Raw genomic sequence first — 20,123 nt, 5'->3', positions numbered from 1 at the left:
TGGTGCTCATGGGCGGAATTGAACCGCCGACCTCTCCCTTACCAAGGGAGTGCTCTACCCCTGAGCTACATGAGCCTGTGTACTACTGCGGGCAATTAAGCCTGGGCAGCAGCAACGTCTACGCGTACGCCAACACCCATGGTGCTGGATACGGCGATTTTCTTCAGGTACTGACCCTTGGCAGCGGCCGGCTTGGCTTTCACCAGGGCATCTACCAGAGCAGCAAAGTTGTCGCGCAGGGCTTCAACTTCGAAAGAAGCACGACCGATGGTGGCGTGGATGATACCAGCCTTGTCGGTACGGTACTGAACCTGACCGGCTTTAGCGTTTTTCACGGCTTCAGCAACGTTCGGGGTAACAGTGCCCACTTTCGGGTTCGGCATAAGGCCACGCGGGCCCAGGATCTGACCCAGTTGACCTACAACGCGCATCGCATCCGGGGAAGCGATAACTACGTCGAAGTCCAGGTTGCCGGCTTTAACTTGCTCGGCCAGGTCGTCGAAACCGACAACTTCAGCACCGGCAGCCTTGGCGGCTTCGGCGTTGGCGCCTTGAGCAAATACAGCAACGCGTACGGATTTACCGGTACCGCGCGGCAGAACCACGGAACCACGTACAACCTGGTCGGATTTACGCGGATCAACGCCTAGATTCACGGCGATGTCGATGGATTCGTCAAATTTTGCAGTAGCAGCCGCTTTAACCATGTTCAGCGCTTCGTCAACGCCGTACAGTTTGTTGCGATCTACTTGTGCTTTCAGGGCTTGTACGCGCTTGGACAGCTTAGCCATTTACACACCCTCCACTTCAAGACCCATGGAACGAGCGGAACCGGCGATGGTGCGCACGGCAGCATCCAGGTCAGCAGCGGTCAGGTCAGCTTGCTTGGTCTTGGCGATTTCTTCCAGTTGAGCGCGGGTTACCTTGCCAACCTTGTCGACGTGAGCCTTGGAAGAACCGGATTTGATACCAGCAGCTTTCTTCAGCAGGAAGGTCGCCGGCGGCGTCTTCATGGTGAAGGTGAAGGATTTGTCTGCGTAAGCGGTGATCACAACCGGAATCGGCATGCCCGGCTCCATGCCCTGAGTCTGGGCATTGAAGGCCTTGCAGAATTCCATGATGTTCAGACCACGCTGACCCAGTGCCGGACCGATCGGCGGCGACGGGTTTGCTTTACCAGCCGCAACTTGCAGCTTGATATAGCCAACAATTTTCTTAGCCACGTTAGAGCTCCTAAATTCGGGTATAACGCATTGCGACGTGCAACGCTCCCCACACGAAGCGCAAGAGTATATCTAAACGCTTCAAAAAAAACAAGTATTACAGCTTCTCGACTTGCGAAAATTCCAGCTCGACCGGCGTATCGCGACCAAAAATCTGCACCGAAACGCGCAGTTTGTTGCGCTCGTAGTTCACCTCGTCGACCGTACCATTGAAATCGGTAAACGGACCTTCGTTGACACGAACGCGCTCGCCCACTTCAAACAGTACTTTCGGCTTCGGCTTTTCTACGCCATCTTGCATTTGTTGCATGATGGATTCCACTTCCTTGGCGGAAATGGGTGCCGGACGGTTGGCCGTACCACCCACAAAGCCGGTCACTTTCGGCGTGCTCTTGACCAAGTGCCAGGTGTCGTCGGTCATTTCCATCTCGACCAGCACGTAACCCGGGAAGAACTTACGCTCAGAAATGGAGCGCTTGCCGTTCTTCACATCCACAACCTCTTCCACCGGCACCAACACCTGGCCGAAAAGATCCTGCATGCTCTCGCGCTCGATACGCTCTCTCAACGCTTTTTGCACGCTCTTCTCGAACCCCGAGTAAGCATGCACAACATACCAACGTTTAGCCATTATCAACCCCGACGAAGCAGTACATCATAGAAGAGCCAGGACAAGGACGAGTCAACCAGCCACATAAACAAGGCAAGAACAAAAACGAACACAAACACCATCATGGTCATTTGCGTGGTTTCCTTGCGGGAAGGCCACACTACTTTGCGCGCCTCCACCAGCGATTCCTGCGCATAGGCAACAAATTCACGGCCCGGGGCAGAGAACCAGAATACCGCAGCACCCGCAGCAACGGACGCCACAAACACCAGGACGCGCAGCACAGTCTGGGTTTCCGGCAACAGATAGAAGCCAACCACGCCAGCAGCCACCAGCAGGCCAACCAGACCCAGCTTGAGCTTATCTTGCATTTCCATATGAATTCTCGCGTTGCATATACGTGAAAAGACTAACCGGCGTAAACGCCGGTTAGTCTTATTTGGCAGGCCAGGAGGGTCTCGAACCCCCAACCCTCGGTTTTGGAGACCGATACTCTACCAATTGAGCTACTGGCCTAAAACCTTTATCAAGCAATAATCTTGGCTACTACGCCGGCGCCAACGGTGCGGCCGCCTTCACGGATCGCGAAACGCAGACCTTCTTCCATAGCGATCGGAGCGATCAGTTCTACGGTGATTTCTACGTTGTCACCCGGCATAACCATTTCCACACCTTCGGACAGGCTAACAGCGCCAGTCACGTCAGTAGTACGGAAGTAGAACTGCGGACGGTAGTTAGCGAAGAACGGGGTGTGACGACCACCTTCTTCTTTGCTCAGTACGTATACCGAAGCAGCAAACTTGGTGTGCGGGGTGATGGAACCCGGCTTGGCCAGAACCTGACCACGCTCAACGTCTTCACGCTTGGTACCACGCAGCAGCACGCCTACGTTGTCACCAGCCTGACCTTGATCCAGCAGCTTGCGGAACATTTCCACGCCGGTGCAAGTGGTCTTAACGGTGGTTTTCAGACCAACGATTTCCAGCTCTTCGCCGACTTTAACGATACCGCGCTCAACACGACCGGTAACTACAGTGCCACGACCGGAGATCGAGAACACGTCTTCGATCGGCAGCAGGAACGGCTTGTCGATAGCACGCTCCGGAGTCGGGATGTAGGAATCCAGGGCGTCAGCCAGGCGGAAGATTGCCGGCTCGCCGTATTCGGATTGGTCGCCTTCCAGTGCCAGACGAGCGGAACCGGTAACGATCGGGGTGTCATCGCCCGGGAAGTCGTAGGAAGACAGCAGATCGCGCACTTCCATTTCAACCAGTTCCAGCAGCTCAGCGTCGTCCACCAGGTCAGCCTTGTTCAGGAAGACGATGATGTACGGCACGCCTACTTGGCGGGACAGCAGGATGTGTTCGCGAGTTTGCGGCATCGGGCCGTCAGCAGCGGAACATACCAGGATAGCGCCGTCCATCTGGGCAGCACCGGTAATCATGTTTTTAACGTAGTCGGCGTGACCCGGGCAGTCTACGTGAGCGTAGTGGCGGGTAGCGGTTTCGTATTCTACGTGAGCGGTATTAATGGTAATACCACGAGCTTTTTCTTCCGGCGCGCTGTCGATCTGGGAGTAATCTTTAGCTTCGCCACCGAATTTCTTGGACAGAATGGTGGTGATAGCAGCGGTCAGAGTGGTTTTACCATGGTCTACGTGACCGATGGTGCCAACGTTTACGTGCGGCTTGGTCCGCTCAAACTTTTCCTTAGCCATGGCAAATTCCCTGAATACGAATAAAGTTTAAAATTGATGGTGCTCATGGGCGGAATTGAACCGCCGACCTCTCCCTTACCAAGGGAGTGCTCTACCCCTGAGCTACATGAGCTTCACACAACAATAATCTACAGCAACCTGGAGCGGGTGAAGGGAATCGAACCCTCGTCGTAAGCTTGGAAGGCTTCTGCTCTACCATTGAGCTACACCCGCCTACGATCCGAGCGACCTCACCATCGCCGCCAAGATACATAGCAACTGGTGGGGGGAGAAGGATTCGAACCTTCGAAGGCAGAGCCGTCAGATTTACAGTCTGATCCCTTTGACCGCTCGGGAATCCCCCCGTGAAGAAGCCCGAATAGTATAGACACCTTGCAGGCACGTCAACAGCTTTTGCTGATTTTTTTTCAATTTTCCAAACAAAAGCCCCGCATGCCGCGGGGCTCTGTGGCAAATCAGTCACTTACATCAGGCCTTACCGGTAATCACCAGGTACTTCTGATGCAGTTCTTCCTGGGTTTCCGGGCGATCCGGATCCAGCGGGATGCAATCTACCGGACAGACTTGCTGACACTGCGGCTCATCGTAGTGGCCTACACACTGGGTGCACAGGTTAGGATCGATCTGATAGATCTCTTCGCCCTGCGAGATCGCGTTGTTCGGGCATTCCGGTTCACAGACGTCGCAGTTGATGCATTCGTCGGTAATGATCAAAGCCATAGTAATTTCCTCAGGTATTTCACATAGTGAATTCTGTCACTCACCCCGCGCAGTAGCAAGTTCGCAGGGTTATATCCTTATACGGCAGGCTCCGGCTGTAGCAACCAGGAGTGCACCTTGCCCGCCTTCATCGCACGTAGCACCTGCCAACCGGCAAATTCCGCGGGGGCTGGCGTTTCCACGTATACCACCGCACCCGGGGCGAGCAATGGCGGCAACATCGCCAGCACCTGCTGCTGCAGCGCTTGCTGGTATGGTGGGTCAACGAAGACGATATCGAAACAGTCGCGGCAGTGCTTCAGGTAAAGCAGTGCATCCTGCAACTGGATATCGATTTCGCTGGCCCCCAACAGTTGCCGGTTTTTACGCAAGACATCCGCCACGCCACGCGACTTTTCTACCAGTACTACGCGACGCGCCTCGCGCGAAGCCGCTTCGAAGCCCAGCGCACCGCTACCGGCAAACAAATCCAGGCAGCTCTTGCCGTGCAGCTCCTGACCCAGCCAGTTGAATAAGGTCTCGCGTACCCGGTCCGGGGTTGGCCGCAGCCCTTCCGCCTCGGGCACATCCAGCAGCCGGCGTCGGTATTTGCCGGCAATGATTCTGACCTTGTTGCGCTGCTGCGTCATGCATCCTCCTGAATTCAAGGGCAGAATTCTACCCTGTCCCCGCTTCGCCGTCCTGCTTCTTCACAGCGCAACGCATTCCTTATATATACATTGCAGGAGTTTGCAGGCGAATGCTGTTTCAAGGCAGCGTAACAGCCCGTTTTAAGGCTACAATCTGGCTTTCTTTTGTGCGCAGATTCAATAAGCATGTTCAGCTTCTTCAAGAAAAAAACTCCCCCGGCCGAGCAGGCTGCCCAGCCAGCCGTACCGGAAAGCGCTGCCGCGCCACAAGACAACCCAACGCCGCCAAGCACAGCCCCTGCAGTGGAAGCGGCCACCCCGGCGGCCACCGCGCCGTCGCAAGCGCCCGAGCGCAAACTCAGCTGGACCGAGCGACTGAAAGCCGGCTTGTCCAAAACCCGTGACAAGCTGGGCAAGCAACTGGCCTCGCTGTTTGGTGGCGGCCAGATCGATGAAGACCTGTACGAAGAACTGGAAACCGTACTACTTACCGCCGATATGGGCGTAGACGCTACCAACCACTTGCTGAAAGACGTGCGTAACCGTGTCAGCCTGGGCGGACTGAAAGATTCGGCAGAGCTCAAAGGGGCGCTGAAGGCCTCGCTGGGCGACCTGATCAACCCGCTGGAGCAGCCGCTGGATGTTAGCACCAAGAAGCCCTTTGTCATCATGATGGTGGGCGTCAATGGCGCCGGCAAAACCACCTCCATCGGCAAGCTGGCCAAGTACTACCAAAGCCAGGGCAAGAGCGTGCTGCTGGCCGCAGGTGATACGTTCCGTGCTGCCGCGCGCGAACAGCTGATGGCCTGGGGTGAACGCAACAACGTGACCGTTATCGCGCAGCAAAGCGGCGATGCCGCTGCCGTCTGTTTCGACGCCATCCAGGCAGCCACCGCACGAGGGATTGACATCGTGCTGGCCGATACAGCCGGGCGCCTGCCAACCCAGCTGCACCTGATGGAAGAAATCAAGAAGGTGAAGCGCGTGATCCAGAAGGCCATTCCGGACGGCCCGCACGAGGTGATGCTGGTGCTGGATGCCAATATCGGCCAAAACGCCATCAACCAGGTCATCGCCTTTGACGATGCACTGGGCCTGACTGGCCTGGTACTGACCAAGCTGGACGGCACCGCCAAGGGTGGCGTGATTGCTGCCATCGCCAAACAGCGCCCGGTACCGCTGCGCTTTATCGGTGTCGGCGAAACCATCGATGACCTGCGCCCGTTCCAGGCCGGCCCGTACATCGATGCCCTGTTTGATTGATGCCGCGCCTGCGGCCAACCTCTGACTGTCACAGGATGCAGCAATGATCCAGTTTGAACAGGTAAGCAAACGCTACCCCGGCGGCCATGAGGCGCTGAAAAACCTGTCGTTTACCATCGACAGTGGCGAGATGCTGTTTCTAGCCGGCCACTCCGGCGCCGGCAAGAGCACGCTGCTGAAGCTGATTAGCGGCATTGAACGCGCCACCAGTGGCAGCGTGCTGGTGAACGACCAGAACCTCAGTAAACTGCGCGCCAGCCAGTTGCCTTATGTACGCCAGCACATCGGGATCGTGTTCCAGGACCACAAGATCCTGTTCGACCGCAACGTATTCGATAACGTGATGCTGCCGCTGGACATCATCGGCTTTGATCGCCGCGAGGCAGCCAAGCGGGTACGCGCCGCGCTGGACAAGGTGGGTTTGCTGGGCAAGGAAAAGGTGATGCCGGTGCGCCTGTCCGGCGGTGAACAGCAGCGCCTGTGCATTGCCCGCGCCGTCGTGCATCGCCCCAGCATCCTGCTGGCCGATGAACCATCGGCCAACCTGGACCGCGCCTACGCGCTGGACATCATGGAACTGTTCAAATCGTTCCACCAGGTGGGCGTTACCGTGATCGTATCGGCCCACGACGAAACGCTGATGGAAGACTACGGTCGCCGCATCATCCGCTTGCGCGAGGGCCAGTTCGCATCATGAAACACTATTTCTACCTGCACTGGCAGGATGCCCGCCTGGCCCTGCTGAAAATGCTGCGCCAGCCGGTGGGTAGCCTGCTGAACCTGCTGATGCTGGCCATTGCCCTGTCGCTGCCGGTATCGCTGTATCTGGGCGCCAGCAGCGTACAAAGCTGGGTCGGCAAGCTGACCGCCACCCCGCAAATCACGCTGTTCATGGAACTGTCGGCCGAGCAGGCCGACCTGGCGGCGGTACAAGCCAGCCTGCAAACCCACCCCAAAGTAGCTGCCTTCAGCTTTGTCTCCAAGCAGCAGGCCTTGCAGCAACTGGAACAGCGCAGCGGCATGAGCGGGATTGGCGAAGGCCTGGGCAGTAACCCGCTGCCCGATGCCTTCATCGTCCAGCCCAAAGCGGACGCCCCGCCAGAAGCGCTGGAAATGCTGCAGCGCGAGCTTTCCGGGCTGCCGATGGTTGAGCAAGCGCAGTTTGACGCGGCCTGGGCCAAACGCCTGCACGGTTTGCTGGAGCTGGCCATGCAACTGGCGTGGTTCCTGGGCATCAGCTTTGGCCTGGCGCTGATGCTGATTACCCATAACAGCATCCGCATGCAGATCCTGGCGCGACAGGAAGAGATCGAAGTGGCCAAACTGATCGGCGCCACCGACAGCTTCATCCGCCGGCCATTCATGTACTACGCCGTCTGGCAGGGCGTGCTCAGCACGCTGCTGTGCTGGGCACTGTGCAGTGTGTTCGTGGCGCAGGCAGCGCCGGCACTGGACGGTTTTGCCCAGCTGTATAACGAACGCATCCTGCTGCGCAGCCTGACGGCGCAGGAGTTACTGCTACTGGCCGGTGCCACCATCGCCCTGGGCATCATCGGTGCCAGGTTGGCCGCAGACCACCATCTGCGCCGGCTGCGCGCCCGTTGATCGCTATCACCCCGATTTAAAAATGCCATCGCCGGGAACCTGTGCTGTTCTGGCACTCTCATAACGAGAGTGCTAAGATCAGCTCAGGTTTCCATGAGGATAATCCGCGTATGACCACGATTGCTTTGCCAGTACTCTCCGCCAACGGTAGCCTGGAACAGTACATCCAGACCGTGAACAGCATTCCGATGCTGACGCCGGAAGAAGAGTTCGAGCTTGCCACTCGCCAGCAGGAGCACGGCGACCTGGAAGCAGCCAAGCGTCTGGTGCTGTCGCACCTGCGCGTGGTGGTATCCATCGCCCGCGGCTACTCTGGTTACGGCCTGCCGCAAGCCGACCTGATCCAGGAAGGCAATATCGGCCTGATGAAGGCGGTAAAACGCTTTGAACCCACCCGCGGCGTGCGTCTGTTCTCGTTTGCCGTGCACTGGATCAAGGCCGAAATCCACGAATTCATCCTGCGCAACTGGCGCCTGGTGCGTATTGCCACCACCAAGCCGCAGCGCAAACTGTTCTTCAACCTGCGCAGCATGAAGCAGGGCTTTTCGGCACTGTCTGAAAAAGAAGCACTGGATATCGCCGAACAGCTGGGTGTCAAGCCGGAAGAAGTGCGTGAAATGGAAACACGCATGAGCGGCCAGGACATCGCTTTGCTGGCTGACGAAGGCGACGATGAGGGCTTTGCCCCGATCGACTGGCTGGCAGACAGCCACCACGAACCCACCCGCGCCATCGAACGCCACGCCATGGACACGCTGCAGGGTGAAGGTATCGAACAGGCGCTGGGCAGCCTCGACGCCCGCAGCCGTCGCATCATTGAAGCCCGCTGGCTGGCCGATGATGGCGGTGCCACCTTGCACGATCTGGCTGACGAATTTGGCGTATCGGCCGAGCGCATTCGCCAGATTGAGGCCAAGGCGCTGGGCAAAATGAAGGCCGCGCTGAGCCACGGCGTCGTCATCGACGGCTGAGCTGCTGCATCAGTTTGAAAAAAGCCACCGCACTGCGGTGGCTTTTTGCTTTGGCGGGCAACCGGCTTAGCGATACTGCGCCGGCAGTTTATCCACGGCTTGCTGTGCCATCTGGCGCAAGCGCGCCCAGGCCGGTTCGTCGTCGTCCAGCTCTTCCAGAAAGTCCGGTGCGTAGGTCGGGAACGACGCCAGCGCCAAGCTAAAGGTATGCGCGGCTTTGCCCTGCTCCCCAGCCAGCGCTTCCAGCTGCGCCTTGCGACGCAATACATCCGGGTACGGGCGGAAAGCTGCCATCAACTCCAGCCAATGGCGCTGCGTCTTCAGCGCCGACGGTGTCGGGGTGATCACATCGTCCAGCAAGCCCAGCGCGTGCGAGGCAAACATCGGTTCGTGGCGGATGATCTGCTCCAGACGCTGTTGCTGGCGCTGGCTGGTGGGGTAGTACAAACCCTGCATTTCACGATAACGCCAGCTGCCGTAGGCGGCCAACCCGAGCAAGGCGATGGCCAATACCACGTACACCGGCATCAGCCAGCCGACACTGACCTCGTCACTTTCTGGCGCCAGCGCCAGCATCATCACCAGCACGGCCGGGAAATACAGGTACCACAGCGGGTATTCCAGCATGCTGTGAATCAGCGTCACCGACATGATAGCCAGCGGAATCACATGCACCGCCTCGGCACGGCGACCGAAATAAGGCCACACGGCCCAGGCGAAGCCCAGCAGTGCGCACAACGTGCCTGCCAGGCCCATTTCTGCCAGCAGCTGGAATACCAGATTGTGTGCATTGGCAAACAGGCCACTATTGACGCCTGCGTTGGCAAACTGCGGCAGCATCTGCAAGCGCACGCTCTCGGACGCATACTGATACCAGCCATAGCCGAACCACGGGTGCTCGGTAAACACGATCCAGGCCTTGCCCCATTCGGCTAAGCGACGCGCGCCCATGCCATCACTGTTGGCCGCCAACCGCTCCAGCCCGCTGGCGGCCACCGGGCCGTGCAACAACGGCGCCAGCAGCTTTTCACCCAGCGGCAGAATGAATTGCATGGCCACCATCAACACCACCGCCAGTGCCATTACTTTGAACAAGCGCCAGCTCAACGCTTGGCGAATGCGCCAGTGCCAGCCCCCCGCCAGCAGCAACATGGCCACGGTGTACAGCAAAACGGTACGCGAACCGGCGAAGGCAATCGACAGCGCCAGCCAGGTAATGGCAGCCCAACCCCAACGCCGCGCGATCTGCCCGCTAGCCAGCAGCCATACCCCGGCGATCACCCCCCATGTCAGGTAATGCGCGTACTGGTTACGTTGCCCGATATGGCCGAACACGTTGGTGGTAGGGTGGCTGCTGTCATAGAACAACACCCCGCCCATGGCTTCGGCCAGGCCGGTCACTTGCGCCAAGCCAATCAGCGACTGCAATAGGGTACCAATCAGCAACGCCTTGGCTAGCACACTGACCACGGCCTCGCTACCCACGGCCAGCCGCCAGCGCGATACTGCCAACGCCAGCACCGACAACGCTACAAACGCCAGCGCGGTTGCCTGGTTCAAGCCGGGAAAGTAAAGCGGCACAAACCACGGCTGTACCGCCCACACCAGCGCCAACCAGAGCAGCCATTGGCTGCTGCGCGGCCAACTGATGCGTTGCTGCGGCAAACACAGCATGGCTACCGACGCGAGCACCACCACGGTGATCTCGCCCCACCATTGCGGCAACGGCAGGAAATGGAAGCGGGATAAAAACGGAAAAATGGTAATCGCCGCCAGCAAGCCGGCGGCGATGGTAAGACGGGTTGAGGCGTTGAGTGAAGGCGCATGCATCGGCAGTACCCGACCTGAAAAGCAAAGCGGCAAGGATAGCCGATCCGCCCGGCTACCGGCAAAGCCCTAGTCGGGCAATTGCGGCAAGCGCGGTGGCCGCAACGACACCCCCGCTACCGCTTGCCTGGCAACGGCCGCCTCGCCCTCTTTCTGCAAAGTAAGCGCCGCACGCGAAGCGGTAGCCAACAAGCCTTGCAAACGGGCATCGTTACGCGAGGCAATCATCAGTGCACAGTTGGTCACCGTGTTGGGATACGCCGCCCTCAGCATGCGCAAACTGTCTTCGGCAGCCTGCGGCTTGCCAGCCCACTGCTGCATGATGGCAGTCTTGCACAATAAGGTTGGATATGGCCGGTACGCTACCAGCGCTTCGTGGTGCTGCAATTTGATCTCTAGTTGCTGCGGGCTAGGTATCAGGTAATTGCTGAGGACCAGCTCGGACTCGAAGCGCCAGAACGGATTGGCCGACAAGGCAATCAATTGTTCGATCCGCTGCTCATTCACCTTGGCGTCGCGTGAGGGTTGCTGGCTTTCGGTCAACAAGCCAAACACACTAGCGCCGTGCACCACATACAGCAAACCTGCCATGCCGAACACCAGCGCGCCGATACGGCGCATCGACGCCCGTAAAGCCAGCGTCACCGGCGGCCGTGGCGACAAGGCGAGGATGGTAAAAAAGGCGAAGCTGAACGGCAGGTACCACAGCGGATACTCCAGCATCGAATGCCCCAGCGTCACTGCCGCCATGCCTAGCAGGAAGGCATTCTCCGGCGTGGCATGCTCGCGCTTCAGGTACGGCCACAGGCAGTAGCTTACGATCGCGGCAGCCAGCAAGGTAGCCGGCACACCGGTTTCGGCCAACAGCTGGGTAACCAGATTATGGCTGTGGGTAAACAGGCTGCTTTCCGGCACCCGGCCATAACCGCCAAACGCTTCCAGCCATACCGACTGATAGGCGTAGCCGCCGACGCCGGTACCCAACCAAGGGTAGGCTTTCACGATTTGCCAGCACTTGTCCCACTCCACACGGCGGCGGGCGCCAAAGCCGGCATCGTTAAGGCGATCCAGGCCGGAACTGATATCCACATTAAAGAGCCACTGTGCAGCATGCTTGCCAGTCAACTGGAACAGGACAATACTTGCCGCCGCCCACAACAAGGCTTTGCCGATCCCTGATTGCGGCAGGCGCACGCGCATCAGCACACCCAGTACCGCAATGGCGGCCCCGTAGGCCAAAGGCAGGCGACCACCAGACCAGGCCGACAACAGCGACAGATACAAGCACAGCGCAATAGTCAGCCAAGCAGGCAAGCGGTGTTGTGAATACAGATAGGCAGAGGCCAGCATCCCCCAAGTCAGCACATGGGCAAACTGGTTGCGCTGGCCGATATTGCCCATGATTTCCATACCGCTGAATACCAGCCAGCCATCAGATAGCGTTGCCAAGCCTGCTATCTGACAGAGGCCGATCAGCGCTTGCAGTACCGCACCTAACAGTACCGACCAAGCCATTGCCGCTACTAGCTGCATACGACCAATGCGCTGTTGCTCGTGGGCGAGCAACACTGCACCCAGCGCCGCCAGTAATAAGCCAAAGAGTTCGAATGGCAGCATGCCCGACTGCTGCCATTGATAGCGCAACAAGCTACCCGCCCACAATAACAGCCACCACAGCAAAAAGACCGGCAGGAACCATAACGTTTGCACCTGACGGTCAGACTGCCCGCGCAAGCGCCAGGCGGCAATCAGTAGCCCGCTGCTGATGAAAGCCAGCGTCAATGCATTGGTCCACCAGTCCTGCAGCGGGCTATAGCGGGCAAAGTTGAAAAATGGCAAAGAAAAGATGCACACTAGTGCCAGGGTAAGCGGATGACGCAACATGCCGACTCGCAATAAAAAAGGGGGTGATGAACACCCCCTTATTGGGACAACTCAGCCGATCAAGTGACGAGTTAGCGGCAGTTGGATGGCAAATATTTCGCATCCACTGCAGTAGTACCAGTGATACCACTCGCTGTAGGCTGGCATTTCCATTGCAGAGAACCAGTATTAGTACTTGGCACAAGGAAGACAACAGAACCGCTGGTAACTTTTTCGTTGTAATTAATTTGAACAATCCCACTTGCAAGTATAGATACGCTTTGAACAGCGTTACCCTTGATATCACCAGCCGCAGCAACACCATAACTGGCATTGAACGGTGCTGTACCGGAAACAAATGCGTTGTTAGTCGAGTAGTACTCAGTTACCGCCGTCTTAGCAGCAGCGGCCAATGTGAGGCCTTCCGATACGTGGGCACGCTTGGTGTAATCCTGGTACGCCGGAATGGCGATGGCGGCCAGAATACCGATAATGGCCACAACGATCATCAGTTCGATCAGGGTGAAACCTTGTTGTACGCGTTTCATAGTGAACACTCCATGGTTGTAATCAAGTTGGCCACGTGGCCAGGTGGGTAAGTTATTGGCGACAGTTGGACGGCAGGATGCGAGTTAAGTCACTATCGCCTGTACAGGTCCAGCGATAAGCGCCCGAGGTAACTGCTTGTGGAGTAAGCCAAATGTGAGCTCCAGAGGCTACCTTACTACTCAACTCCACCTTTATGACGCTAACACTACCAGACGCTTCGATATCAAGTCTCGCAATACTGCTACCACGGCTGGCGGAAGCATTTGCTATACCCGCCGAGGCATTGCTGGTCGGCCAGGCATTGTTAGTCGCGTGGTATTCCTCCATCGCCGTCTTGACTGCACTGGCAGCCACCAACGCTTCGCTGATGTAAGCGCGCCGAGTGTAATCCTGGTAAGCAGGGATGGCGACAGCCGCCAGAATGCCGATGATGGCAACCACCATCATCAGTTCTATTAGCGTGAAGCCTGCCTGCATCTGTTCATTCATTTTGAATAAAAAAGCATCATCAGTAAAGGTTGCCGCAATACTTGCAAGGGCTGTGCCAGGTCGGACTTCTGCTGTGCGCACCGTCAAATCGTGGTGGATGCGCCGCATAAATTGTCAGCACTGACAATTTTCGTCACCCGGCAGCACTGAGCGGCCCCGTGTTAGCATCCGCCATCCCTGTCTTTGCCGGATTGCGTCATGACCTCGCACAACGATCAATGGCTGGCCCGCAGCCGCGCCGCTGTATGGCACCCGTGTACCCAGATGAAACGCCACGAAACCCTGCCCATCGTCCCCATTGCCCGGGCAGATGGCATCTGGCTAGAAGATTTTGACGGCAAGCGCTATATCGACGCCGTCAGCTCCTGGTGGGTAAACCTGTTCGGCCATAACCATCCGCGCATCAAGCAAGCCATCAAGGACCAGCTGGATACGCTGGAGCACGTGATCCTGGCCGGTTTTACCCAGCAGCCCGTGGTAGAGCTATCCGAGAAGCTAGCAGCCGCGTCCGGCCTTGGGCACGCGTTTTATGGCTCCGATGGTGCCAGCGCCACCGAAATTGCGCTGAAGATGAGCTTCCATTACTGGCGCAACCACGGGCAAGGCAGCAAACAGCGCTTTGTCAGCCTGGAAAACAGCTACCACGGCGAAACCGCCGGTGCGCTGGCCGTCACCGACGTTCCGCTGTTCTCGCAAACCTATGCCCCGCTGTTGCAACAGAACTTCCGCGTGCCCAGCCCGGACGCCAGGTTGGCCGCAGACGGTGAAAGCGCCGAAAGCTACGCGCTGCGCGCGGCCGACGCGCTGGCAGCCTTGCTGGCGGCCAAACACGACCAGATTGCCGCGCTGATCATCGAGCCGCTGGTACAAGGCGCCGCCGGCATGGCGATGTACCATCCGGTCTACCTGCAGCGTGCCCGTGCGCTGTGTGACCGCTACCAGATACACCTGATTGCCGATGAAATCGCCGTCGGTTTCGGCCGTACCGGCAGCCTGTTTGCCTACCAGCAAGCCGGCATCACGCCAGACTTCCTGTGCCTGTCCAAAGGCATCACCGGCGGCTACCTGCCGCTGTCCTGTGTGCTTACCACCGACAGCGTGTACCAGGCGTTCTACGACGACGACGTCACGCGCGGCTTTCTGCACTCGCACAGCTATACCGGTAACGCGCTGGCCTGCCGTGCCGCGCTGGAAGTACTGGCCATTTTCGACGATGAAAACGTGCTGGCCCGCAACCGTGCCACTGCCGAATGCTTCAGCCGGATCCTGGCACCGGTCGCTGCCCACCCGGCGGTACGGCATTTCCGCCACCAAGGCATGATCTGGGCCTTTGATGTGGATAGCCCACGCAGCGACTTTGCCGTCGCCTTCTTCCAGGCCATGCTGGCGCGCGGCTGTCTGGTGCGCCCGATCGGCAAAACGGTGTACTTCATGCCGCCTTACATCATCGAGGAGGCACAGATGTTGCAGTTACAACAGGCCACGCTGGCAGTGCTGGCGCAACTGGCTGGCCATGCGGCGGCGGAGAATGGCCCAGAGACCGCCCTGCCCTGAGGCCGAGGTTGGGACCGAGTATGGCAGGCTGCAGCCGGCAATAACGGTGATGCCCACGGTCTTCGCCAGATTTTATATACTCTGTTAAATTATCCATTTGGCCTAACCGCATGCTCAACCTGTCGCTCAGCGCACCGCACCTCGACCCGGTCATGGTGATGTGCGATCCCGATCAGCTGGAAGCCTGGCTCCAGCACCTGCCCTACACGCAGCCGTTCGACTGCGCGCAGACGATCCGCGATGCGCTGGCCCAGCTGAACTGCATCAAGCTTCCCCCTTCCAGCCGCTTGCAGCTGCTACGACTGTACCTGCAAGCGCAGGACCGGCTGCTGCCGGTACTGGAAGCCGAGGCCAGACCGGGCGAGCTCACCACCTATGTCCGGGCACGGCGTGCCGCATTGCTGGCACAGCATCTGTCCATCCTGATCCACAACGGTTTCAAGCGTGTGCTGCTCGACCGCAGCCACGAACACGGGCTGTTTGCGCTGGACCGCCACAAGATCGAGGCGCTGAACCTCACCATGCTCAGCGCGCGCCAACTGGCCTTGCTGTACGCCCGCACCTACACCACAGCACCGCCCGGCTTCTGGCGAGATTGCCACCAGATTTTCCTGTATGCGCTGGAACAGGGCTGGGAAGGCAAGGCGCTGAACGAAAAGGAAGACAGCGTCGGTTCACTGTACCGTCAGTTACTGCTGCTGGGCATGACCTCCTGCAACCGCATGGAGCCAGCGCTGATCGACTACACGCTGCTGCTGATCCGCAAGTACGCCAAATGCCTGCATCTGGTACAGGTAGACCGGCTGCCCGAACGACACGGCGCCTTTGCCTACCGCAGCGAGCAAGACTACCCGCCCCGCTTTTATAGCGAGGCGCCGACGCACGGCCATATCTTCTGGATCGTCGACACCCAGCACTTACAGCATGAGTTGCTGGAAAAACTGCTCAGCCTGCAGCGCCTGCTGCAGAACCGAAGCGACGACACCCTGCTGGCCGAGGAGCTGCAACGCGTACTGCGCTTGATGCAAGAGTGGCAAAGCGCCCCGCAGCGACGCTACCCGCGGCACGACAGCCAGCAGGAAGTCGAGCTGGTGACCCTGCTGCCTACCTGCTGGTTCATCGCCAATCACGCCGAATGGGACTTCCCCCTGCCCGCGGCCCCCGGACAACCCAGCAGTACCGACACCCAAGCCGGCGACGCTACCCTGCTGGCTGCACCCGACAACGTACCGCCGCCACCGCCGCGCTTCCAGCGGCCGCTACCAGCGACACCTTCGCGCCTGAACATGCTCAACCTCAGCGCCGGCGGCATGCTGCTGCGCGGCGAGTCACACCACCACCCGTTGCGCACCGGCGAACTGGCCATGTTGCGTGTACCAGGCAAAGCCTGGCATCTGGCCACCGTACGCTGGGTCAACCTGCGCGGCGAAGGCATGGAAGCCGAATGCGGGCTGGAACAACTGGGCCCGCTACCGGAGGCGGTGATGGTGATGCCGGTCATCACCCACCCCAACGACCAGTTCCAGATGGCGCTGCTGCTGTCACCAACGACCGGTAGCAATCGCCAGCCCATGCTGGTGCTGAGTGGTCGCCCCTACCAGAAGCTGCGCGAATTCCGCCTGCTGACCCGCCACGGCGAACAGCTGGTGCGCCTGACCGCGCTGGATGCCCAGACCGCCTACTACCAGTTCGTGGAATTCCAGCCCAGCAGCGCCTTCTGACGCGGCGCACCATCGCGGCGGAATGCGTTACACTGACACTCCGTTTTTTGTCGAACAGGAAGCAGTACGGATGCAATCGGTGATTCATACCGCCACGCGTATCGTGGTGAAAGTGGGCTCCAGCCTGGTAACCAACGACGGCAAAGGCCTGGACCACGGCGCGCTGGCGCGCTGGGCCGCCGAGATCGCCGAACTGCGCCGCCGTGGCAAGCAGGTGGTGCTGGTTTCCAGTGGTGCCATTGCCGAAGGCTGCCAGCGTCTGGGCTGGGCCAAGCGCCCGAAAGCCGTACACGAGCTGCAAGCCGCCGCTGCCGTCGGCCAGATGGGCCTGTGCCAGGCGTATGAAAGCGCATTTCGCGAGTACGGCCTGCAAACTGCCCAGGTGCTGCTGACCCACGAAGACCTGTCCGACCGCCTGCGTTACCTGAACGCCCGCACCACGCTGTCCACCCTGCTCACACTGGGCGTGGTACCCATCATCAACGAGAACGACACCGTGGTCACCAGCGAGATCCGCTTTGGCGATAACGACACGCTGGGTGCGCTGGTCACCAACCTGATCGAAGCCGACGCGCTGGTCATCCTCACCGACCAGCGTGGCCTGTACAGTGCCGACCCGCGCAAACACCCCGACGCCGAGTTCATCCACGAAGCCGAAGCCGGCAACCCGGCGCTGGAAGCCATGGCCGGCGGCGCCGGCTCCAGCGTGGGCACCGGCGGCATGTACACCAAGATCATCGCTGCCAAGCGCGCGGCGCGCAGCGGTGCCGCCACCGTGATTGCCAGCGGCCGCGAAGCGAGCGTGCTGTCGCGCCTGGCCGACGGTGAAGGCATCGGCACCCAGCTGAATGCGCCCACCACCCGCCTGGCGGCGCGCAAGCAGTGGCTGGCCGACCACCTGCAGCTGTCCGGCAAGCTGGTACTGGACGCCGGCGCCGCGCTCGCGGTACGCGAAAAAGGCACCAGCCTGCTGCCGATCGGCGTCATCGCGGTAGAGGGCAGCTTCCTGCGTGGCGACGCCGTGGCCTGCGTGGACGAGCAGGGTCTGGAAGTGGCGCGCGGGCTGGTGAACTACAGCTCGGAAGAAGCGCGGCTGATCATGCGCAAGGCCACCCGCGACATCGAAGGCGTGCTGGGCTATCTGGTAGAGCCGGAGCTGGTACACCGCGACAATATGGTGACGCTGTAAGCGCCAAACGGCGGTGGTTGCGGCCAACCCTGATGCCGTCCCCCTTGCGGGGGGCGGCATTTTTCATGGCGGGCGCTACAGGCTGTCCACATCCTGCAGATAGGCCTCGGCCTGCGCCAGCAGCGCCTGGCGGGCGCCCTCGCCCATCTTGCGCCAGCTGGCGTACGGCATCGCCAGCCGAGGGTTGGCCGCCAGTTTGGCCTCGTGCCGCGCCAGAAAGTGCCAGTACAGGCTGTTGAACGGGCAGGCACCAGGGCCGGTTTTCTGCTTTACCGCGTAGCGGCACTGCGCGCAGTGGTCGCCCATGCGCGCCAGGTACGCACCGCCAGACACGTACGGCTTGCTGGCCATGAAGCCGCCGTCGGCCCACTGGCTCATACCGCGCGTATTGGGCTGCTCCACCCACTCGAAGGCATCGATGTAGATACCCAGGTACCAAGCGTCTACTTCATCTGGGTGGCAACCCAGCAGCAACGCGATATTGCCGGTGACCATCAGGCGCTGGATATGGTGGGCGTAAGCGTGTTGCAGGCTGCCCTGCACCGCCTGCGCCACGCAGGCCATGCCGGTGTCGCCGTCCCAGAACCAGCGCGGCAACGGCCGCTGGTGCTGCAAGGCGTTGACGCTGCCAAAGTCCGGCCGCGCCCAATACACGCCGCGCACGTACTCGCGCCAGCCCAGAATCTGGCGGATGAAGCCCTCCACGCTGGCCAGCGGCAGCGTCGGGTCGCTGCGCCAGGCCGCTTCCGCCGCCTGCACCACTTCGTGCGGCGACAGCATCTTGCTGTTCAGCGCAAAGCTCAGCCCGCTGTGGAACAGCCAGGCCTCGCCGTGCACCAGCGCGTCCTGGTAGCGACCGAAGTGACGCAAGCGGTGCTGGAGGAAATCGGCTAGCCAGGCCCGTGCCTCGCGCCGTGTCAGCGGCCACGGCAGCGCCCCGGCCTGCGGCTCACCCAGCGTCTGCACACCGGCCTCGACAATCTCCTGCCACAGCGATCCCAGGTCATGGGCGGCAAACGGCCACGGCGCCAGCGCCACCTCGCCACGGTACGGCTCGCGGTTGGCCGCGTCGTAGTTCCACTGCCCGCCTTCCGGCTTGCCGGCAGCGTCCAGCAGCACGCCGTGCTGCTGCCGCATGCGCCGGTAGAAGGTTTCCATGCGCCAGCCCTTGCTGCCGAACAGCCGCGCCGCCTCGTCACGGGTGGTGTAGAAATGCTCGCTGTCCACCTGCGTCAGCGGCAGGCCCACTTGCTGCGGCAACGCAGCCAATAGCGCATCGACACGGCGTTCGTCGGCCAGCTGGCAGGCCAGGCTGCTGGCGCCATAGTGCGCGGCCAACCACGCCAGGTTGGCGGCAAAATCGTGCTGGTTGGCCGCATCGCCAATGCGCAGGTAATGCACGCGGTGGCCGGCCGCCTGCAGCGCCTCGGCAAAGCGGCGCATGGCGGCAAATACGGCCAGCACCTTTTGCGCGTGGTGGCGCACGTAGTCGGTTTCGCTGCGCGTTTCCATCAGCACGTACACCACGTCGTCGCGGCGTTCGCGGTACCAGCTGTGGGCAGCGTTAAGCTGGTCGCCCAGAATCAGGCGCAGTTGCATGGCAGGCTCCAGAACAAAGGCAGGTCATCGGTGCCGGCTGCCTGCAGAAACAGGGCCGGATGGCTGAAATCGGGGTGCTCGGGCCAAAACAAAACCCCGTTTGCACGGCAAACGGGGTTAGCGGGTAGCAGACCGGCTGACAGCTCAGGCGGCATCGTCGTCGCGCTGCGAGGAACGGCGTTGCTCGCGGCTGCTTTCGGCCACGCGCATGATGACGTAGGCCACCATCGCGCACAGGAAAAACAACAGCATCACCCAGGAAATCTGCGACAGCGTGTCCATGGCGGTGCGGTAGATTTCCATGGTCCAGCGCGGGCCGTTCAGCTCCATCACCTGTTCGCGGCCATTCTGCAGGTACTTCTGGATTTCCCACATGTTGACGCCGCCGGACACGCCGACCACCACGATGGCGAAACTCATGTACTTGCGCCAGGCTTCGGCCAGCTCCGGCCCGATGATGCTTTTGAGGATCTTCAGCACGGCGTCGCTGAAAAAGCGTGCCACCAATACCGACGTCAGCAGCGCGACGCCGAGGGTGACGATGAGCAAGGCGTAAAACATGGTTTCTCCCTTTTGATGTGTGCCATTCGGCAG

The 20,123-nt window shown here is 60.1% G+C and carries 20 protein-coding genes and 5 tRNA genes; 7 read left to right on the top strand and 18 right to left on the bottom strand.

Translation table 11 applies throughout. The features are described from left to right. From FLQ03_RS12625 to rsmD, 12 genes are all read right to left on the bottom strand, one after another. A tRNA-Thr gene (locus FLQ03_RS12625) sits at positions 1-75 on the bottom strand. Positions 76-95: 20 nt separating this feature from the next. Next, a complete protein-coding gene (gene rplA, locus FLQ03_RS12620) occupies positions 96-791 on the bottom strand; it encodes a 50S ribosomal protein L1 (protein ID WP_144371085.1) in 696 nt (231 codons plus the stop codon). Beyond that, positions 792-1,223, bottom strand: a complete 432-nt coding sequence (gene rplK, locus FLQ03_RS12615; RefSeq protein ID WP_144371084.1) for a 50S ribosomal protein L11 — start codon at positions 1,221-1,223, stop codon at positions 792-794. 97 nt (positions 1,224-1,320) lie between these two features. After that, the gene (gene nusG, locus FLQ03_RS12610; RefSeq protein ID WP_144371083.1) at positions 1,321-1,854 is read right to left on the bottom strand and encodes a transcription termination/antitermination protein NusG; all 534 of its coding nucleotides are present in this window, start codon (positions 1,852-1,854) and stop codon (positions 1,321-1,323) included. Positions 1,855-1,856: 2 nt separating this feature from the next. Then, positions 1,857-2,210: a preprotein translocase subunit SecE gene (gene secE, locus FLQ03_RS12605; protein ID WP_206210960.1), complete on the bottom strand. Its 354-nt coding sequence runs from the start codon at positions 2,208-2,210 to the stop codon at positions 1,857-1,859. A 63-nt stretch (positions 2,211-2,273) separates the two neighbouring features. Further along, positions 2,274-2,349, bottom strand: a tRNA-Trp gene (locus FLQ03_RS12600). Between the two features lie 10 nt (positions 2,350-2,359). Next, on the bottom strand, positions 2,360-3,550 hold the full coding sequence (gene tuf / locus FLQ03_RS12595; RefSeq protein ID WP_144371082.1) for an elongation factor Tu: 1,191 nt from the start codon (positions 3,548-3,550) through the stop codon (positions 2,360-2,362). 37 nt (positions 3,551-3,587) lie between these two features. Continuing rightward, a tRNA-Thr gene (locus FLQ03_RS12590) sits at positions 3,588-3,662 on the bottom strand. A gap of 27 nt (positions 3,663-3,689) precedes the next feature. Beyond that, positions 3,690-3,763: transfer RNA gene (locus tag FLQ03_RS12585), tRNA-Gly, on the bottom strand. Between the two features lie 46 nt (positions 3,764-3,809). After that, positions 3,810-3,894: transfer RNA gene (locus FLQ03_RS12580), tRNA-Tyr, on the bottom strand. Positions 3,895-4,018: 124 nt separating this feature from the next. Beyond that, positions 4,019-4,270, bottom strand: coding sequence for a YfhL family 4Fe-4S dicluster ferredoxin (locus FLQ03_RS12575; RefSeq protein ID WP_144371081.1), 252 nt, complete (start codon positions 4,268-4,270; stop codon positions 4,019-4,021). A 77-nt stretch (positions 4,271-4,347) separates the two neighbouring features. Beyond that, positions 4,348-4,899, bottom strand: coding sequence for a 16S rRNA (guanine(966)-N(2))-methyltransferase RsmD (rsmD, locus tag FLQ03_RS12570; RefSeq protein ID WP_144371080.1), 552 nt, complete (start codon positions 4,897-4,899; stop codon positions 4,348-4,350). Between the two features lie 186 nt (positions 4,900-5,085). On the opposite strand from rsmD, the gene ftsY reads away from it, so the two are divergent. The 4 genes from ftsY to rpoH all read left to right on the top strand — a co-directional run bounded on the left by ftsY (position 5,086) and on the right by rpoH (position 8,738). Further along, the gene (ftsY, locus tag FLQ03_RS12565; protein ID WP_144371079.1) at positions 5,086-6,162 is read left to right on the top strand and encodes a signal recognition particle-docking protein FtsY; all 1,077 of its coding nucleotides are present in this window, start codon (positions 5,086-5,088) and stop codon (positions 6,160-6,162) included. Positions 6,163-6,205: 43 nt separating this feature from the next. Next, the gene (gene ftsE, locus FLQ03_RS12560) at positions 6,206-6,859 is read left to right on the top strand and encodes a cell division ATP-binding protein FtsE (RefSeq protein WP_144371078.1); all 654 of its coding nucleotides are present in this window, start codon (positions 6,206-6,208) and stop codon (positions 6,857-6,859) included. Further along, positions 6,856-7,767: a permease-like cell division protein FtsX gene (gene ftsX, locus FLQ03_RS12555; protein WP_144371077.1), complete on the top strand. Its 912-nt coding sequence runs from the start codon at positions 6,856-6,858 to the stop codon at positions 7,765-7,767. The genes ftsE and ftsX overlap by 4 nt, the downstream gene beginning before the upstream one ends. Before the next feature lie 110 nt (positions 7,768-7,877). After that, entirely contained in the window at positions 7,878-8,738 is an 861-nt protein-coding gene (gene rpoH, locus FLQ03_RS12550; protein WP_144371076.1) for an RNA polymerase sigma factor RpoH, read from the top strand. Positions 8,739-8,804: 66 nt separating this feature from the next. On the opposite strand, the gene FLQ03_RS12545 is transcribed toward rpoH, so the two are convergent. The 4 genes from FLQ03_RS12545 to FLQ03_RS12530 form a co-directional block, all read right to left on the bottom strand. Continuing rightward, positions 8,805-10,568: a PglL family O-oligosaccharyltransferase gene (locus FLQ03_RS12545; protein WP_144371075.1), complete on the bottom strand. Its 1,764-nt coding sequence runs from the start codon at positions 10,566-10,568 to the stop codon at positions 8,805-8,807. Positions 10,569-10,634: 66 nt separating this feature from the next. After that, positions 10,635-12,404, bottom strand: a complete 1,770-nt coding sequence (locus tag FLQ03_RS12540) for a PglL family O-oligosaccharyltransferase (protein WP_170252403.1) — start codon at positions 12,402-12,404, stop codon at positions 10,635-10,637. A 116-nt stretch (positions 12,405-12,520) separates the two neighbouring features. After that, the gene (locus FLQ03_RS12535) at positions 12,521-12,976 is read right to left on the bottom strand and encodes a pilin (RefSeq protein WP_144371073.1); all 456 of its coding nucleotides are present in this window, start codon (positions 12,974-12,976) and stop codon (positions 12,521-12,523) included. A gap of 52 nt (positions 12,977-13,028) precedes the next feature. Next, positions 13,029-13,574, bottom strand: a complete 546-nt coding sequence (locus tag FLQ03_RS12530; RefSeq protein ID WP_144371072.1) for a pilin — start codon at positions 13,572-13,574, stop codon at positions 13,029-13,031. Between the two features lie 90 nt (positions 13,575-13,664). On the opposite strand from FLQ03_RS12530, the gene bioA reads away from it, so the two are divergent. The 3 genes from bioA to proB all read left to right on the top strand — a co-directional run bounded on the left by bioA (position 13,665) and on the right by proB (position 17,930). After that, positions 13,665-15,020 (top strand): adenosylmethionine--8-amino-7-oxononanoate transaminase, encoded by a 1,356-nt coding sequence (gene bioA, locus FLQ03_RS12525; RefSeq protein WP_144371071.1) that lies wholly within the window; start codon positions 13,665-13,667, stop codon positions 15,018-15,020. Positions 15,021-15,130: 110 nt separating this feature from the next. After that, positions 15,131-16,741, top strand: coding sequence for a hypothetical protein (locus FLQ03_RS12520; protein WP_144371070.1), 1,611 nt, complete (start codon positions 15,131-15,133; stop codon positions 16,739-16,741). A 70-nt stretch (positions 16,742-16,811) separates the two neighbouring features. Further along, on the top strand, positions 16,812-17,930 hold the full coding sequence (gene proB, locus FLQ03_RS12515; protein ID WP_144371069.1) for a glutamate 5-kinase: 1,119 nt from the start codon (positions 16,812-16,814) through the stop codon (positions 17,928-17,930). A 75-nt stretch (positions 17,931-18,005) separates the two neighbouring features. Here the strand turns inward: proB and FLQ03_RS12510 are convergent, their stop codons facing one another. After that, positions 18,006-19,529, bottom strand: coding sequence for a cryptochrome/photolyase family protein (locus tag FLQ03_RS12510; RefSeq protein ID WP_144371068.1), 1,524 nt, complete (start codon positions 19,527-19,529; stop codon positions 18,006-18,008). A gap of 144 nt (positions 19,530-19,673) precedes the next feature. After that, a complete protein-coding gene (locus tag FLQ03_RS12505; RefSeq protein WP_144371067.1) occupies positions 19,674-20,090 on the bottom strand; it encodes a hypothetical protein in 417 nt (138 codons plus the stop codon). Between the last annotated feature and the right edge of the window lie 33 nt (positions 20,091-20,123).

The sequence above is a fragment of the Vogesella urethralis genome (assembly GCF_007644045.2).
Taxonomy (GTDB): domain Bacteria; phylum Pseudomonadota; class Gammaproteobacteria; order Burkholderiales; family Chromobacteriaceae; genus Vogesella; species Vogesella urethralis.
Note: the sequence above shows the minus strand (reverse complement) of the source record. Positions and strands in the feature narration are given on the sequence as shown.

Coding starts and splice junctions, on each gene's coding strand:
- secE (WP_206210960.1), bottom strand. CDS start 2,210: ATGGAAATGCAAGATAAGCTCAAGCTGGGTCTGGTTGGCCTGCTGGTG.
- FLQ03_RS12505 (WP_144371067.1), bottom strand. CDS start 20,090: ATGTTTTACGCCTTGCTCATCGTCACCCTCGGCGTCGCGCTGCTGACG.
- FLQ03_RS12520 (WP_144371070.1), top strand. CDS start 15,131: ATGCTCAACCTGTCGCTCAGCGCACCGCACCTCGACCCGGTCATGGTG.
- nusG (WP_144371083.1), bottom strand. CDS start 1,854: ATGGCTAAACGTTGGTATGTTGTGCATGCTTACTCGGGGTTCGAGAAG.
- rplA (WP_144371085.1), bottom strand. CDS start 791: ATGGCTAAGCTGTCCAAGCGCGTACAAGCCCTGAAAGCACAAGTAGAT.
- tuf (WP_144371082.1), bottom strand. CDS start 3,550: ATGGCTAAGGAAAAGTTTGAGCGGACCAAGCCGCACGTAAACGTTGGC.
- bioA (WP_144371071.1), top strand. CDS start 13,665: ATGACCTCGCACAACGATCAATGGCTGGCCCGCAGCCGCGCCGCTGTA.
- FLQ03_RS12510 (WP_144371068.1), bottom strand. CDS start 19,529: ATGCAACTGCGCCTGATTCTGGGCGACCAGCTTAACGCTGCCCACAGC.
- proB (WP_144371069.1), top strand. CDS start 16,812: ATGCAATCGGTGATTCATACCGCCACGCGTATCGTGGTGAAAGTGGGC.
- ftsY (WP_144371079.1), top strand. CDS start 5,086: ATGTTCAGCTTCTTCAAGAAAAAAACTCCCCCGGCCGAGCAGGCTGCC.
- FLQ03_RS12535 (WP_144371073.1), bottom strand. CDS start 12,976: ATGAAACGCGTACAACAAGGTTTCACCCTGATCGAACTGATGATCGTT.
- FLQ03_RS12575 (WP_144371081.1), bottom strand. CDS start 4,270: ATGGCTTTGATCATTACCGACGAATGCATCAACTGCGACGTCTGTGAA.
- rsmD (WP_144371080.1), bottom strand. CDS start 4,899: ATGACGCAGCAGCGCAACAAGGTCAGAATCATTGCCGGCAAATACCGA.
- ftsX (WP_144371077.1), top strand. CDS start 6,856: ATGAAACACTATTTCTACCTGCACTGGCAGGATGCCCGCCTGGCCCTG.
- rpoH (WP_144371076.1), top strand. CDS start 7,878: ATGACCACGATTGCTTTGCCAGTACTCTCCGCCAACGGTAGCCTGGAA.
- ftsE (WP_144371078.1), top strand. CDS start 6,206: ATGATCCAGTTTGAACAGGTAAGCAAACGCTACCCCGGCGGCCATGAG.
- FLQ03_RS12545 (WP_144371075.1), bottom strand. CDS start 10,568: ATGCATGCGCCTTCACTCAACGCCTCAACCCGTCTTACCATCGCCGCC.
- FLQ03_RS12530 (WP_144371072.1), bottom strand. CDS start 13,574: ATGCGGCGCATCCACCACGATTTGACGGTGCGCACAGCAGAAGTCCGA.